14 protein-coding genes are annotated in these 14,972 nt (G+C 71.1%); 4 read left to right on the top strand and 10 right to left on the bottom strand.

Annotated elements, in window-relative coordinates; all coding sequences use genetic code 11:
- Positions 1-90 precede the first annotated feature (90 nt).
- From qcrB to ctaE, 4 genes are all read right to left on the bottom strand, one after another.
- Positions 91-1,716 carry a cytochrome bc1 complex cytochrome b subunit gene (qcrB, locus tag CLT71_RS12605; RefSeq protein ID WP_101367265.1) on the bottom strand — a complete coding sequence of 542 codons (1,626 nt, stop codon included), beginning with the start codon at positions 1,714-1,716 and terminating at the stop codon, positions 91-93.
- Positions 1,713-2,801, bottom strand: a complete 1,089-nt coding sequence (gene qcrA, locus CLT71_RS12600; protein ID WP_101367264.1) for a cytochrome bc1 complex Rieske iron-sulfur subunit — start codon at positions 2,799-2,801, stop codon at positions 1,713-1,715. The genes qcrB and qcrA overlap by 4 nt, the downstream gene beginning before the upstream one ends.
- Complete coding sequence (gene qcrC / locus CLT71_RS12595; protein WP_101367263.1) at positions 2,798-3,646, bottom strand: cytochrome bc1 complex diheme cytochrome c subunit; 849 nt, start codon at positions 3,644-3,646, stop codon at positions 2,798-2,800. Before qcrC ends, qcrA begins: the two co-directional genes overlap by 4 nt.
- Before the next feature lie 75 nt (positions 3,647-3,721).
- Complete coding sequence (gene ctaE, locus CLT71_RS12590) at positions 3,722-4,321, bottom strand: aa3-type cytochrome oxidase subunit III (protein WP_199187582.1); 600 nt, start codon at positions 4,319-4,321, stop codon at positions 3,722-3,724.
- Positions 4,322-4,463: 142 nt separating this feature from the next.
- On the opposite strand from ctaE, the gene CLT71_RS12585 reads away from it, so the two are divergent.
- The 4 genes from CLT71_RS12585 (at position 4,464) to CLT71_RS12570 (ending at position 7,996) form a co-directional block, all read left to right on the top strand.
- A complete protein-coding gene (locus CLT71_RS12585; protein ID WP_486483672.1) occupies positions 4,464-5,384 on the top strand; it encodes a cytochrome c oxidase assembly protein in 921 nt (306 codons plus the stop codon).
- 144 nt (positions 5,385-5,528) lie between these two features.
- Positions 5,529-5,939, top strand: coding sequence for a hypothetical protein (locus CLT71_RS12580; RefSeq protein WP_101367260.1), 411 nt, complete (start codon positions 5,529-5,531; stop codon positions 5,937-5,939).
- A 59-nt stretch (positions 5,940-5,998) separates the two neighbouring features.
- Positions 5,999-7,060, top strand: coding sequence for an anthranilate phosphoribosyltransferase (gene trpD / locus CLT71_RS12575; protein ID WP_101367259.1), 1,062 nt, complete (start codon positions 5,999-6,001; stop codon positions 7,058-7,060).
- Between the two features lie 273 nt (positions 7,061-7,333).
- Complete coding sequence (locus tag CLT71_RS12570) at positions 7,334-7,996, top strand: DUF4142 domain-containing protein (protein ID WP_101367258.1); 663 nt, start codon at positions 7,334-7,336, stop codon at positions 7,994-7,996.
- A gap of 135 nt (positions 7,997-8,131) precedes the next feature.
- On the opposite strand, the gene CLT71_RS12565 is transcribed toward CLT71_RS12570, so the two are convergent.
- From CLT71_RS12565 to CLT71_RS12540, 6 genes are all read right to left on the bottom strand, one after another.
- The gene (locus CLT71_RS12565; protein WP_101367257.1) at positions 8,132-8,998 is read right to left on the bottom strand and encodes an alpha/beta fold hydrolase; all 867 of its coding nucleotides are present in this window, start codon (positions 8,996-8,998) and stop codon (positions 8,132-8,134) included.
- 73 nt (positions 8,999-9,071) lie between these two features.
- Complete coding sequence (locus CLT71_RS12560) at positions 9,072-9,359, bottom strand: Lrp/AsnC ligand binding domain-containing protein (protein WP_101367256.1); 288 nt, start codon at positions 9,357-9,359, stop codon at positions 9,072-9,074.
- A gap of 307 nt (positions 9,360-9,666) precedes the next feature.
- Positions 9,667-10,533, bottom strand: a complete 867-nt coding sequence (locus CLT71_RS12555; protein WP_101371396.1) for a sugar phosphate nucleotidyltransferase — start codon at positions 10,531-10,533, stop codon at positions 9,667-9,669.
- A gap of 41 nt (positions 10,534-10,574) precedes the next feature.
- Positions 10,575-11,108 (bottom strand): NUDIX domain-containing protein, encoded by a 534-nt coding sequence (locus CLT71_RS12550; protein ID WP_199187893.1) that lies wholly within the window; start codon positions 11,106-11,108, stop codon positions 10,575-10,577.
- Between the two features lie 56 nt (positions 11,109-11,164).
- Positions 11,165-12,946: a RelA/SpoT family protein gene (locus tag CLT71_RS12545; protein WP_101367255.1), complete on the bottom strand. Its 1,782-nt coding sequence runs from the start codon at positions 12,944-12,946 to the stop codon at positions 11,165-11,167.
- Positions 12,947-13,080: 134 nt separating this feature from the next.
- On the bottom strand, positions 13,081-14,856 hold the full coding sequence (locus CLT71_RS12540; protein ID WP_101367254.1) for a DEDD exonuclease domain-containing protein: 1,776 nt from the start codon (positions 14,854-14,856) through the stop codon (positions 13,081-13,083).
- Positions 14,857-14,972: the final 116 nt, after the last annotated feature.

Here is a 14,972-nt window from a genome sequence, read left to right as displayed (position 1 = left end):
CCGGTGAGCGCAGCTCAGGTGTTGCGGGGCTGAAAAGGCGTGGCGCCCGCCGGAACGTTCCGGCGGGCGCCACGTCGTGCTGTGCGTTGGTCAGCGGCGGTCGCCGCTGCCGATCTCCTCGCGCTCGGGGCGCGGCTCGACCGGCGGGTGGCCGGGCGAGACCGGCGCCTCGGCCGGCTTCTCGATCGGGTAGAAGAAGCCCCGGATCGCCGGGCCGAGCGCGCCGAGCCGGTTCATCTTCTTCGGTACGACCCAGCCGACGTACTCCAGCTCGCTGTGACCGTGCTCGTCGGTCCGGCCCAGCGGCTGGTGCACCTCCACGAACTGCCCGTTCGGGAGCCGGCGGATGATGCCGGTCTCGACGCCGTGCGCGAGTACCTCCCGGTCGTGCTGCTGGAGCCCGAGGCAGATCCGGTAGGTGATGTAGTAGGCGATCGGCGGAACGATGATCAAGCCGATCCGGCCGGCCCAGGTCATCGCGTTCAGGCTGATCCAGAACTTCTCCGCGATCACGTCGTTCGCCCCGGAGAGCGTCAGCACCAGCCAGAACGACACCGCCATGGCGCCCAGGGCCGTACGGCCCGGCACGTCGCGGGGACGCTGGAGCAGGTGGTGGATCCGCCGGTCCTTGTTGATCCGGGCCTCGATGAACGGGTAGAGCAGCGGCACCACGGTCAGGATCCCGGGGAGTACCACGGTGGGCCAGAACAGCGGCGGGATCACGTAGCCGTCGCCGATCGGGATCGAGATCTCCCACGGTGGCATCAACCGGGTCGAGCCGTCGAGGAACATGACGTACCAGTCGGGCTGGCTCGCCGCCGAGACCACCGCGGCCTCGTACGGGCCGAAGAGCCAGATCGGGTTGATCTGCGCCAGGCCGCCGAGCAGGGCGATCACCCCGAAGACGATCATGAAGAAGCCACCCTGCTTGAGCGCGTAGCGCGGGAACATCCGTTCGCCGACCACGTTCGTGTTGGTCCGGCCGGGGCCGGGCCACTGGGTGTGCTTCTGCTTGAAGACCAGTCCGAGGTGCACGCTGATCAGGGCCACCAGCAGGGCGGGGATCAGCAGCACGTGCGCGATGAAGAACCGGGGGATGATGAGCCCGTTACCGGGGAACTCCCCGCCGAAGATGGCCGCGGTGACCCAGGTGCCGACCACCGGGATGGACAGCATGATCGAGGAAGCGATCCGCAGGCCGGTGCCGGAAAGGCCGTCGTCCGGGAGCGAGTAGCCGGTGAAGCCGGCCAGGAAGCCGACCCAGAAGAGCAGGTAGCCGATCATCCAGTTCAGCTCGCGCGGCTTGCGGAACGCTCCGGTGAAGAAGATCCGCATCATGTGCACGATGATCGAAGCCATGAACAGCAGCGCCGCCCAGTGGTGCATCTGCCGCATCACCAAGCCGCCGCGGACGTCGAACGAGATGTCCAGCGACGAGGAGTACGCGGCGGACATGTGCACGCCCTGCAACGGCCGGTAGCTGCCGTCGTAGGTCACCTCGCGCATCGACGGCTCGAAGAACAGCGTCAGGTAGACGCCGGTCAGCAGCAGCACGACGAACGAGAAGAGCGCGATCTCGCCCAGCAGGAACGACCAGTGGTCGGGGAAGACCTTGTTCAGCAGGGACCGTAGCGGGGTCGCTACCTGCAACCTGTCGTCGACCTCACGGGCGGCCTTGCCGGGCACCGCCGCCATGTCGAACCTTCGACGCTTCATGGCCGCTCCCAGAAGTCTGGCCCTACGGTCTCGGTGAAGTCGGACTTCGCCACGAAGAAGCCACCCTCGACTTCGAGCGGCAGTTGGGGAAGTCGCCGGTTCGCCGGGCCGAAGATCGGGCGGGCGTTGTCGGTGATCAGGAACTGGGACTGGTGGCAGGGGCAGAGCAGCCGGTTGGTCTGCTGCTCGTAGAGGCTGGCCGGGCAGCCCGCGTGCGTGCAGATCTTGGAGTAGGCGATGTAGTTGCCCCACATGTAGTCCGGCTTGTCCTCCCGGGCGTTCGCCTGGCGCGACTTGATCGCGTCCTGTTCCCGGAGGTGGATCAGCAGCACCGGAGAGTCGGCGTACTTGTTGGTGGCGCCGCCCGGGATGCCGGGGAAGACGGTGATCTGACCGCCGGGGCTGACGTCCTCGGGGCGTACCGGGGTGCCGTCGTGGTGGGTCAGGTGGATGCGCTTGCCGTCCTGCGGTTTCCAGCCGGTGGTGAACATCTGGTTGTCCCGGTGCGGCTGCTCGATCAGACCACCGATCAGCGGTGCCGCGGCGACCGCGCCCACCGGAGCGAGGCCGGCGAGCAGCGAGATGCCGAGCAGCGGCCGACGGCGTACGCCCATCTCGTCGGCCAGGTAGAGCATCGTGTTGCCGGTGAGCTTGCGCTGGTCCTCGTCGACGATCTCGTCGTGCCGGCCCTGGATCGACACCTCCTTGGGCAGCAGCTTCTTGCCCCAGGCGAGGAGGCCGAAGCCGACCAGGAGCAGCGCGAGCCCGAGGGTGACGCCGAGTAGCGGGGTGTAGAGCACCCCGAGCCCGTCCTGGGACTCGAAGGTCCAGGGCCACCAGATGTAGATCGCCACGAACGCGGTCGCCAGCACGCCGACCAGCAGGAACATCAGGGTGATCGTCCGGGTCAGCCGGCGTTCCGCCTTGGTGCCCGGCACCGGGAACTGCGCCTCGTAGTGGACGATCTCGATGTCGTCACGCCGGGCACCCTCCCGGACGATGTCGAACCGGGACAGCGTCGGGTCGTTCAGGTCGACCGGCTGCTGCCCGGCCGCGTACGGCTCTACGTCGTTGGGAGTGCTCATGACTTACCCGCAATCCACAGGGCGGCGAAGATCAGCGCCACGATGCCGACCAGGAAGATCACCAGCGCCTCGGTGGCCGGGCCGTACCGGCCGAGGTTGAGCCCGCCCGGGTCGCGGTCGGACTGCACGGTCTCGTTCAGGTACGCGATGATGTCGGCCTTCTGGTCCGGCCGGATCTGGTTGTCGCCGAAGACGGGCATGTTCTGCGGGCCGGTCAGCATCGCGCCGTAGATCTGCCGGTCGGTCGCGCCCCGCAGCGTTGGGGCGAACTTGCCGGAGGAGAGGGCGCCGCCGCCACCGCCGAAGGCGTGGCAGGAGGAGCAGTTGATCCGGAACAGCCGGCCACCCTCGGCGGCGTCGCCGCCCCGGTGCAGGTTCTCGCCCTCGGGAAGCTGCGGCCCGCCCCCGAGTTCCTGCACGTACTGCGCGAGCTGGGTCGTCTGGTCACGGGTGAAGACCGGGGGCTTCTCCTCGGCCTGGACCTCCTGCCGGGCCAGCGGCATCCGGCCGGTGCTCACCTGGAACTCCACCGAGGCGGCGCCGACGCCGATCAGGCTCGGCCCGCGTCCCTCGACGCCCTGGGCGTTACGGCCGTGGCAGCTTACGCAGCTCGTGTCGAAGAGCGCCTTGCCCTCCTGCGCGGCCGAGGTGAGCTGCGGAGTGTCCTGCGCCGAGAGGCCCGGCGCGAAGACGGTGTAGGCGCCGCCGGCCAGCATGAGCGCGGCCAGCAACCGGACCGCGGCGCCCAGTCGACGCCGGGCCTTGCCGCGCGGCCTCGACCGCGCGCGGCGCAGCCGCGAGAGCAGCCCGCGAGAGCGGTCGCCGCCGGGGGTGTCAGAAGTCATGGCCTGTGTCCTTAACGGTTTTCTCGACCTTGTCTCAGGGACGGGGCAACGGGGCGGAACGTGACATGACCAAGATCACTGGAGCCAGTAGATCATGCCGTAAAGAGCGATCCAGACCACATCGACGAAGTGCCAGTAGTACGAGACGACGATCGCCGAGGTCGCCTGCGCCGGGGTGAACCGGCCCATGGTTGTCCGGATCATGAAGATGATGAAGGCCACCAGGCCACCGGTCACGTGCAGCGCGTGGAAGCCGGTGGTCAGGTAGAAGACCGACCCGTACCCGTCTCCGTTGATCTTCACGCCGTGGTGCACCAGCTCGCGGTACTCGTTGAGCTGACCCAGGACGAAGACCAGGCCCATCACGAACGTGATCGTGAACCAGCGGCGCAGCGCGTGCACGTCACCCCGCTCGGCGGCGAAGACGCCGATCTGGCAGGTGACCGAGGAGAGCACCAGGATCACCGTGAACGTCGTCGCGTACGGGATGTTCAGCACCTCGGTGTGCTTCGCCCACTGCTCGGGCGCCGCCGCCCGGATGGAGAAGTACATCGCGAACAACGCCGCGAAGAACATGAGTTCGCTCGAGAGCCACACGATCGTCCCGACGCTGACCATGTTGGGACGGGTCAGCGAGTGGATCCGGCTCTTGTCAATGGCTGAGGCCGCAGTCACGCGGTCATTATTGCCCCTGATCGGCATCGCCCATCGTCGGGGTGGCCTAACTGCCTCGTCGGACGGGGTGAAGTACCCCGCCCGGTTAGTCTGGCCTAGCCTGAAAAGCGTGCTGCACCTCGATCCCGGTACCGCTTCCGCCGTGCTCCCGGCACCCGCCGTTCTGGCCGGTGGGGGCGCCGAGACGGAGCCGTTCACCGTCTCCGCCATCTTCACCGAGGCCACGCTGAACAGCTGGCTCGCCGTCGGTCTGGTGCTGGCCGCCGGCCTCTACCTGTACGGCGTACACCGGCTGCGGGTGCGCGGCCACTCCTGGCCGGTACTGCGCACCGTGCTCTTCCTCGGGCCGGGGCTGGGCGGGATCGCCTCGGTGACGCTCACCGGGCTGGGTGCCTACGACACCACCCTGCTGTCGGTGCACATGGTCCAGCACATGGTGCTGTCGATGGTCGCGCCGATCTTCCTCGCCCTCGGCGCACCGGTGACGCTGGCGCTGCGTACCCTCGGCAAGGCGCCCCGGCGGCGGCTGCTCGCGGTGCTGCACAGCCGGGTGGCGAAGGTGCTTTCCTTCCCGCTCTTCGCCTACGCGATCTTCGTGGTCAACCCGTTCGTGCTCTACTTCTCCGGGCTCTACCGGTGGACCCTGGAGAACCCGTTCGGCCACGAGCTGGTGCACGCGCACTTCATCCTCACCGGCTGCCTCTTCTTCTGGCCGCTGGTCGGGTTCGACCCGCTGCCCGGCCGCTGGCCGTACCCGGCCCGGGCCCTGCTTATGGTGCTCTCGGTGCCCTTCCACACCGTGCTCGGGCTCACCGTCATGCAGAGCTCCACGCTCTTCGGCGGCGACTGGTACCCGTCGCTGGGGCTGGACTGGTCCGACCCGTGGAACGACCAGAAGGTCGCCGGTGGCGTCCTCTGGGCCGGCGGCGAGTTCGTCAGCGTCACCATGCTCGGCGTACTCGTGGTGCAGTGGGTGCGGCAGTCCGAGCGGGAGGCCCGCCGGGTGGACCGCGAACTGGACCGCCAGGAGGCCCGGGAACGCGCCGCCGGCAGCGCGGTGTAACGGGCCGGGCCGGGTACGCCGCCCGGCGTACCCGATGTCCCGGGATTCGGGCGGTGCCGGCCCCGGACGCCGGGCGGGCCGGTCGGGCCCCGGAGCCGACCGGTACGATCGGCGGGCAGCTACGAGGTGGGAGCACAGCGAGCGATGAGCGATCGTCAATACACCGTCCTGCTCTACAGCGACGACCCGGAGGTCCGGGACCGGATGCGGCTCGCCGTCGGCACCCGGCCGGCGGCCGACCTGACCGTCGAGTTCGTCGACGCCGCCACCTACGAAGAGTGCATCCGGCTGGTCGACGACTACGAGATCGACCTGCTGCTGCTCGACGGCGAGGCTAGCCCGACCGGCGGGCTCGGCATCGCCCGGCAGATCAAGGACGACCGGGACGACGCCCCGCCGACCTGCCTGGTGATCGCCCGGGCCGCCGACCGCTGGCTCGCGGCCTACGCCCAGGTCGACGCCACCCTGGTGCACCCGCTCGACCCGGTGACCACCGGCCAGACCGTGGCCGGCCTGCTCCGCGCCCGCGCCAGCGGGGCCAGCGCGCGCTCCTAGGGCTCCGGGTCACGCACCACCACACACCGCCAACCACCCGCCCCGCCCGGGAGGCCCGCATGGGGGAACGGACCTGGCCCAACCTGCTCGCCGCGCTGCTGCGCAACGAGGAGCTCTCCACCGCCGACACCGCGTGGGCGATGGGGGAGATCATGTCGGGGTCGGCGACCCCGGTCCAGATCGCCGGGTTCGCCACGGCGCTGCGGGCCAAGGGTGAGACCCCGGCCGAACTCGCCGGTCTGGTCGAGGCGATGCTGGGCCGGGCGACCCTGGTGGAGTTGCCGGAGTCGACCCGGGCCGAGTCCCTGGACGTGGTCGGCACCGGTGGCGACCGGGCGCACACCGTCAACATCTCCACCATGACCGCGATGGTGGTGGCCGGCGCCGGGGTACGCGTCGTCAAGCACGGCAACCGGGCCGCCTCCTCCTCGTGCGGCGCCGCCGACCTGCTCGAATTCCTCGGGGTTCCGCTCGACCTCGGCCCGGCCGGGGTGGCCCGGTGCGTGACCGAGGTCGGCATCGGGTTCTGCTTCGCCGCCCGGTTCCACCCCGGTATGCGGCACACGGCGGTGCCGCGACGCGAGATGGGTGTGCCGACGGTCTTCAACTTCCTCGGCCCGCTGACCAACCCGGCCCGGCCCCGCTCCGGCGCGGTCGGGTGCTTCGACCCCCGGATGGCTCCGGTGGTGGCCGAGGTCTTCGCCCGGCGCGGCGACTCGGTGCTGGTGATGCGGGGTGAGGACGGGCTCGACGAGTTCAGCACCGCCGCGCCGACCCGGCTGTGGATCGCACACCAGGGTCGGGTGACCGAGACCGTGGCCGACGCCGCCGACCTCGGCCTGCCCCGCTCGGCCCCCGGCGACCTGCGCGGCGGTGACGCCGCCTTCAACGCCGACGTGACCCGCCGGCTGCTCGCCGGCGAGCGCGGCCCGGTCCGGGACGCGGTGCTGCTCAACGCCGCCGCGGCCCTGGCGGCCAACGACGGCTTCTCCGGCGGGCTGCTGCCGGCGATGCGGGACGGGCTGGCCCGGGCGACCGAGTCGATCGACTCCGGCGTCGCCGCACGCACCCTGGACACCTGGGTCGACGTCGCCAAGGATGCCAAGGCCGCCGAGCTGTAGCAGAGACACGGGCGCACCCTCACCAGCCCGGGAGCTGGGCCTCGGCGCCGGTCGAGGGCAGCACCTGACGCTTGTCGCGGGGCGGCCGATGGTCTCCCGGGTACGCCGTTCCCGCCGGATTCGGCATACCCGGCGGGACGAACCGGAAACGGGGCAGCGGTGCGGGTCCGGCGGGATCGTCGGCGGAGGTTGCCGATCCCGGATGCCATAGGTCCGCGTGTGTACGGGTCAACCGGGTACCCCCGAAGTTCAACGACGGAGGGGGGAACAAACATGTTGGTCGTCAAACGCTTGGGCGTGCTCGTCTCGATGGCGCTGCTCGGCCTCGTACCGGCGGGTGCCGCGTACGGTGCTGCCGCTGCCGCACCGTCGGGGACGCCGTCGGCCACGCCGTCCGCTTCGCTGTCGGCGCAGGACAAGCAGTTCCTGCAGTCGATCCATCAGGTGAACCTCGCGGAGATCGCCACGGGGAACCTGGCGAAGCAGAAGGGCGCGAACCAGGAGGTCAAGGACCTCGGCGGTCGGTTCGTGACGGATCACACCCAGCTCGACCAGAAGGTGCAGAGCGTCGCATCGGCGGCCTCCCTGACGCTGCCGAACAAGGTGACCAGCGAGCAGCAGGCGGTCATCAACCAGTTGCAGAACGTCTCGGGTGCGGACTTCGACACGCAGTGGGTCACTGCCCAGCTGACCGCGCACACCCAGGCGATGCAACTCGTACAGGCCGAACTGACCCAGGGTTCCGACCCGTCGGCCAAGCAGGTGGCGCAGCAGGCGGCTCCGGTGCTCCAGGCGCACCACCATGCGCTGGTGGCGCTGGCGCAGAGCCTGGGCATCCCGATCCCCGGCGGTACCACGGTGGCACCGAGTCCGGGAATCAGCTCCGGCGCTCCGACGCCGGGCGGCACGGGTACGCCGAGCCCGACCATCAGTTGATCCGCTGCCGCGACGCGGCGGCCTGACGGGTCCTCCGGCCACTACGCCGGGGGACCCGTCGTCGGGTCGACCGCGTTCACGACCACGGCGCCCCGCGACCGGTGCAGGGGTCGGCGGGCCGGGTGCCGGAGCGCCCTACCGGTGCGGCAGCTCGGCGGTGAACGCCGCCACCCGGGCGACGACCGGCGCCGAGGCGCGTACCCAGGTGAAGTGGTCGAGTCGGGCACCGCTCTCGGCGACCGTGTAACGGGTACGCCGGACCGGGGCGGCGACCAGCTTGTCGCAGAGGTAGTCGACGGTCCCGTGCGGCGTGTACTGGTCATGGTCGACGCTGACCGCCAGCACCGGGGTACGCACCTCCCGTACGGCCGCCTCGGCGTCCACCCCGTCCAGCCGGGGGAACCGCCCCGTCCGGGCGGTGTACGCCCAGTCCCGGATCACCCCGCGCGCCTGCCTGCCGCCGAAGCCCCAACCCGGCCAGCTACGCAGCGCGACCGCGCAGCCGTGGATGAGCTGGGTACCGGCGAGGACCGCCAGGCGGCGGCTCGGATAGGCCCGCCAGTACGGCAGTCCCACCGCGACCAGGGCCAACCCGTCGACCTGGGTGGCGGGTTCGAGTGCCAGGTGCAGCAGCGCGGCCTGCCCGCCGAGCGAGTGGCCGAGCAGGATCCGCTTCCGGCCGTCGAGCCTCGGCTTCAGGCTCTCCAGCACCGCGCCGACGTCACCGGCCAACTCCGCGTAGCCGTACCGGGAGGCGCGGCTCGGTGCCGGGGTGCTGCCGCCGGTACCCCGCAGGTCCGCCACCACCACGGCCAGGCCCGCCTCGCGCAGTGCGGCGGCGAACGGCGCGTAGTAGCTGGCCCGTACCCCCATCGCCGGCCAGACCAGCACGACAGGCGCCTCCGGTGCGCCGACCGGGTCCGGATAGCTGCGCAGGGCGATCCGCCCGCCGTCGCGCTCGACGAAGGACTCCTCGTAACCCGGAGTGGGCGTGCTGGTCATCCGGCGAGCGTAGCCGGCTTACGTTACCGACGGGTAGCCAGCGTCCGCCCCGGCCCCCAGTGGCTCGGTCGGGTCAGTCCGGGTCGGGGAGGCCGATCGCGAACGCCTCCTCCAGGTCGTGCTGCGAGTATGCCCGGAAGGCGATGTGCGACTCCGTACCCAGCACGCCCTGGACCTTCGAGATCCGTCCGGCGATCACCTCGGCGATCTGCTCGAACTCGCGTACCCGGACGACGGCGATCAGGTCGACGTGGCCGGCGACCGAGTAGACCTCGCTGACGCCGGGCACCGCCGCCAGCGTCTCGGCCACCTCGGGGATCGAGTCGGTGGCGCAGTCGATCAGGACGATCGCGGTGATCACCGGTGGACTCCTCTCGTCGACGTGCCCGCTGGCGTGACCCCCGCGCTCGACGGAGACCGGATGCCGTGCTGCGGCTGCCCGCCATGCTAGAGGTTGCCGCCCTCGGTGGCGGGCAGCGGCCCTGCAAGCGCCGACCCGGCCGCGCCGCCGCGTCCGCTCCCCGCAACCGCCACGCGTCGCCGGGGCCGTCACGGCCACCGTCAGTGCGTCGCGGCCACCGTCAGGATGTCGCGCGGGCACGGTCAGCACGGTCAGGATGTCGCGGCCGCCGTTCGAAGTGTCGCGGCCACCGTCGGCGCGGTCGCGGTCAGGATGTCGCGGGCACGGTCAGGGTGTCGCCGACCCGGATCGCGTCGGTCAGGTGCTCGCCGGCCCGTACCCGGCCGCCGGGCCAGACCACGCAGCGCTCGACGCTGCCGTGGACCACCGCGCCGGCACCGATTACCGCCGCCCGGGCTTCGCCGGTCACCTCGGCGGTCGGGTCGACCAGGCTGCGGCCGCCCGCCGCGTGCAGGTTCGCCGCCAGGTAGTCGGCGGGCGTGCCGGTGTCGAGGTACCGGCCGGAGAACTCGACCACCTCCAGTTGACCGGCCTCCTCGGCGGGGCGCCAGACGGTGCGCACCAGTTCCGCCGGCTCGACGGGCAGGTCTCGGACCCGGGACCAGGGCAGCAGCGAGAAGCCGGCGAACCGGTGCCGACCGAAGTCGCCGGGCCGGCGGGCTCCGTCGACCGGCTGGCCGAGCAGTCGTACCGTCATGCCGTCCCAGTCGGCGAGCAGCGCGGCGACGTCGGGCCCGGGTGGCGTGTCGGGCGCGGCGAGATAGGCGTCGGCGTTTCCGACGAGTACGCCCCGGCCGTCGATCCAGTTTCGCAGGTTGGCCACCCCGCCGGAGGTACCGAGTGGGTCACCTGGCTCGACCGAGAGCGCGGCCCGGCCGCCCACGTGCCGGACCACCCGGTCACCGAGGTAGCAGGCGTTCACCGCGACCGTCGCCGGGTTGTCGAAGCCGAGTGCCGCCATCCGGTCGAGCGCCCGGTCCAGCAACGGCACGTTCCCCACCGGGCAGAGCGCCTTCGGCAGGTGTTCGGTGAGCGGGCGGAGCCGGCGGCCCTCCCCGGCGGCCAGCACCACCGCACACACCTCGACGCCGGCACCGGGCGGGTCGGCGGCGATCCGTGCCGGGTCGGCGGGTGGTACCGGGCCGGGATCGGTGGTCACGACGGTGGCGGGGCGCCGGCCGGGTCGGTCTCGGCGAGCGGGCCGATCCGGTAGTGGGCGAGCAGCCGGGCGGTGGCGGTGCTGAGCGGAGGCAGATCGTCGAGCGGGTGCCAGACGGCCTCGAACACCTCGGCACCGTCGACCACGAGTTCGGTCGTCGAGGCCGGGACGCGTGCCTCGAAGACCATGTCGACCCAGCCCTTCAGGTGTACCACCGCGTTCGGCACGGCCGGTTCCAACTCCGTAAGCGGCAGCTTGATGCCGGTTTCCTCGTGCAGTTCGCGGGCGGCGCCGACCAGTGGGGTCTCACGGCGTTGGAGCAGTCCGGCCGGCAGGGTCCACTTCCGACCCGGCGGCTGGCGCAGCAGCAGGATCCGGCCCGGGGCCGCCGCCTCGGCGTCGTAGACCAGGGTGACCGCGCCGACGATGTACTTCGGCACCGCCATTCGGACCAACCGGCGACGCACCCCGATGGGCAGGCGATAGAAGATCTTGTAGCCGACGGCGCGCGTCGACGAGCGGCGGGAGATCACTCGACCAGGCTAGAGGGCTCACCGGCCGGGTGGGTGTCCCGGGGCACACCCTCTCACTCCTGGTGGTCCACCATCGCGATCAACTGTTCGACCACCGCGTCCGGCTCGACCGTCCGGTCGACCACGGCGACCAGCAGGGTTTCCAGGTCGGGATAGCCCTGCTCCTCGGCGAGCCGGCGCAGCGGCAGGTCGTTGGCGAGCCCCCGGTCGTGCTTGCGCAGCGTCAGCCCGATGGTGGCCCGGCCCAGCCGGACCTTGTCGGAGATCGAGATCGCCGGCTCCTGGTGCTCGGCGAACCAGCGGTTGATCTGCATCTGCGCTTGCGGCGACTTGACGAAGCCGAGCCACTCCTTGCGGGGGCCCGGCGGGGCGACCGTCAGGTCGAACTCGCCCTGCGCGTCGGTCTCGCTGAAGATCTCGACCACGTCGCCCTCGTCCAGTTCGGACGAGAGCGGAGCCAGCCGACCGTTGATTTTCGCGGCGAGGCAGTGGTCGCCCCGGTGCGGGCCCAACTCGTACGCCAGGTCGACCGGGGTGGAGCCGGCCGGCAGGACGATCTGTCGACCCTCGGCGAATACCTGGATCTGGGTCTCGGCGAGGTCGCAGCGCAGCGACTGGAGGAACTGTGCCGGATCGGCGGTGTCCCGTTCCCAGTTGAGCACCCGTTGCAGCCAGTCGAGCTGCTCGGCACTGCCCGCCGCGTCCACCCCGGGCTTGGGGAAGCGGAAGTCGGCGGCGATGCCGTACTCGGCGGACTCGTCCATCGTCTTGGTCCGGATCAGCACCTCGACGGTCCGCTCGTCCGGCCCGATCACCGTGGTGTGCAGGGACTTGTAGAGGTTGTTCTTCGGGGCGGCGATGAAGTCCTTGAACCGCCCGGCGACCGGCCGCCAGAGCCCGTGGATCGAGCCGAGCGCGGCGTAGCAGTCGGTGTCCGGCCCGTCCACCACGATGGCGATCCGGGGCAGGTCGAACGGGGTGGTCTGGTCCCGGGCGACGGTGTCCTTCCAGATCGAGTAGTAGTGCCGGTCGCGTCGCCGTACCGTGGAAATGATCTTGTCGCGCCGGAGTATCACCTTGGCCTGGGCCACCACGTCGTCGAGATAGCTGGCCCAGTTCGGCCGGTTCTTCACGTACTCGTCGATCCTGGCGTACGCCTCGGGTTCGAGGTGGCGCAACACCACGTCGTCCAGGTCGCGCTTGAGCGCCTGAATGCCGAGCCGGTCGCAGAGCGGGACCAGCACCTCCTGGGTGGCCCGGGCGATCCGGGCCCGGGAGGCGAGCGAGCGGGCGTCGAGGGTACGCATGTTGTGCAGCCGGTCCGCGAGCTTGATGATCAGCACCCGGACGTCCTTGCCCGCCGCGATGATCATCTTGCGGATCGTCTCGGCCTCGGCGGCCTTGCCGTAGAACGCCTTGTCGAACTTGGTCACCCCGTCGACCAGGTGCGCCACCTCGCGTCCGAAGTCACCGGTGAGCGCCTGAAGGGTGTAGCGGGTGTCCTCCACGGTGTCGTGCAGCAGCGCGGCGACCAGGGTGACGGTGTCCATCCCCAACTCGGCGCAGATCTGCGCCACCGCCAGCGGATGCGTGATGTACGGCTCGCCGCTCTTGCGGAACTGGCCCCGGTGCATGCTCTCGGCAATGGCGTAGCTGCGGCGCAGCACCCCCACGTCGGCGCTCGGGTGGACACTGCGGTGCGCCCGGACCAGTTGGGTGACCGGATCGTCCTCAGCGGACGGCCAGGACAGCAACGAACGCAGCCGTCTGCTCAGCGTGATCTCCGTCGGGCGGGCGCTTCCGAAGGCAGCGCCGTGACCGGCTTCGAGGTCCACGCGGAGCCACCTCCTCACTCACCGCCACGTCCGGTGCCGACGGACGCGCGGAAGACCAGTGCGAACGCAAGCCCAGAAATCGGGCAGGACTGCACTTCTCTAACAGCCTAAAGGAGTGAAGGTCGTCCGATCGGTTACTTGCTTATGTGCGTTCGGTCGGGAGTTGGCGTCGACGACGCCGCCTCGGCCCGGACCAGCAGGTCACGGAACCGCCCGGCGCCCCTGGCCGGAGAGGCCCAACCAGCGGATGTCTCGACCAGCCGCGTGTCGGGGCGTTCCAACCAGGACAGGATGCGTTCGGACTCCTCGGCCGAGGCGTTGGGGACCGGACCGTGCCCGGGCAGTACCGTCTCGGCGGTTGCCCGGACCAGGTCGAGCACCCGCCGGGGCGGCACCCCCGGGGCGGCGGTGCCGGCCCCGGCGAGCCGGCCGTGCCGGATCACCGCGATCTCCCAACCGCCGTTGGCTGCCCGCCGGGCGGCGGCCAGCTCGCCGATCCGGGTCAGCCCGACCAGGCGTTGCATCCGGACGGTGGCCCGGAGTACCGCCGCCAGCCGGCTCCGGACCACCGCCGCATCCTCGTAGCGCCGGGCGTCGGAGAGCACCCCGATCCGGGCCAGCAGCGCCTCGACCAGCACCTGCGGGTCGTCGGCCAGGGCCGAGCGGACGGGCTCGACGGCGCGGTGCGCGTACTCGTCGACCGAGATCCGGTGCTCGCAGGGTGCCGGGCAGCGACCCAGCTCGGCCAGGGCGCAGGCCGGGCTGGTGGTCCGGACCGAGAGCCGGGGGGTGCACTGGCGCAACGGGACCGCGTCGTGCACCCCGGCGGCGGCCAGTTCCGCCGAGCGGCGGGAGCTGAACGGGCCGAGATAGGCGGAGTCGTCCGGGCCCAGCGACCGGACCAGGGACAACCTCGGGTACGGCTCCGAGGTCAACTTGAGCCAGACCACCCGCTCCGGAAACTTCGACCGGCGGTTGTACGGCGGAGCGTGCGCCCCGATCAGCCGCAGCTCGCGCACCTCCGCCTCCAGTGGATGGGCGCACTCGATCGCCTCGACCCGCTCGGCGGCGGCGAGCATCTCCGAGATCCGGGCCCGCTTCTCGGCGGCGGTGAAGTAGCTGCGGACCCGGGTGGCGATGTCCCCGGAGGTGCCGACGTAGAGCGGCCGGTCGTCGGCGGCCCGGAAGATGTAGACCCCCGGCACCCTGGGCAGTCCCTCGGCCAGGTGCCGTTTGCGCCGCTGGGTCGGGGTGACCGCCTTGGCGAACTCGATCGCCTCGCCGAGGGTCTCCACCCGGTGCCCGCCGAGTCGGGCGATCAGCCCGTGCAGCACGTCCACGGTGGCCCTGGCATCGGCCAGCGCCCGGTGACTCGGCTGGTGCGGGGTGCGGAAGTAGGCCGCCAGGGTGCCGAGCTTGCGGTTGGGCACCTCGTCCCGGGTGAGCACCCGGCGGGCCAGCGCCGCCGTGTCCAGCACCCGGGGGTTCGGCCAGGTGTAGCCGTGCCGGGCACAGGCCGCCTTGAGGAACCCCACGTCGTACGGGGCGTTGTGCGCGACCAGCACCGCACCCCGGAGGAACTCCAGCAGGCTCGGCAGCACCTCCTCGACCGGCGGGGCGGGCAGCAGCATCGCCTGGGTGATCCCGGTCAGCACCGTGATGAACGGCGGGATCGGCTCACCCGGGTTGACCAGGGTGGCCAGCACGCCCAACTCCTCGCCGCCGCGCACCTTGACCGCGCCGATCTCGGTGATCCCGCCGCCGTCCGGGGCGCCGCCGGTGGTCTCCAGGTCGAGCACCACGAAGGTGGTCTGGCGCAGTGACGCCGCCTCGTCCGGCCAGTTGTCCGCGCCGGTGGTGCCGTCCGGCAGGCCGTCCAGCGTGCCCTGGACATATTGAGGTGAGACCACGGCGGGCAGGTTAGGCGATACGTACGACACTTCCGCATCATCCGTACCACTCGTTCCCAGGACCGGTGGGGCGAGATCATCTGAGGTGTTGGGCGCTCGGTAGGCTGTCGGTGGGA

The organism is Plantactinospora sp. CNZ320, from assembly GCF_002846275.1.
Note: the sequence above shows the minus strand (reverse complement) of the source record. Positions and strands in the feature narration are given on the sequence as shown.

What these genes read in the sequence shown, in the direction of transcription:
- qcrC (WP_101367263.1), bottom strand. Translation starts at nt 3,646, where the DNA reads ATGACTTCTGACACCCCCGGCGGCGACCGCTCTCGCGGGCTGCTCTCG.
- CLT71_RS12580 (WP_101367260.1), top strand. Translation starts at nt 5,529, where the DNA reads ATGAGCGATCGTCAATACACCGTCCTGCTCTACAGCGACGACCCGGAG.
- CLT71_RS12565 (WP_101367257.1), bottom strand. Translation starts at nt 8,998, where the DNA reads ATGACCAGCACGCCCACTCCGGGTTACGAGGAGTCCTTCGTCGAGCGC.
- qcrA (WP_101367264.1), bottom strand. Translation starts at nt 2,801, where the DNA reads ATGAGCACTCCCAACGACGTAGAGCCGTACGCGGCCGGGCAGCAGCCG.
- CLT71_RS12570 (WP_101367258.1), top strand. Translation starts at nt 7,334, where the DNA reads ATGTTGGTCGTCAAACGCTTGGGCGTGCTCGTCTCGATGGCGCTGCTC.
- trpD (WP_101367259.1), top strand. Translation starts at nt 5,999, where the DNA reads ATGGGGGAACGGACCTGGCCCAACCTGCTCGCCGCGCTGCTGCGCAAC.
- qcrB (WP_101367265.1), bottom strand. Translation starts at nt 1,716, where the DNA reads ATGAAGCGTCGAAGGTTCGACATGGCGGCGGTGCCCGGCAAGGCCGCC.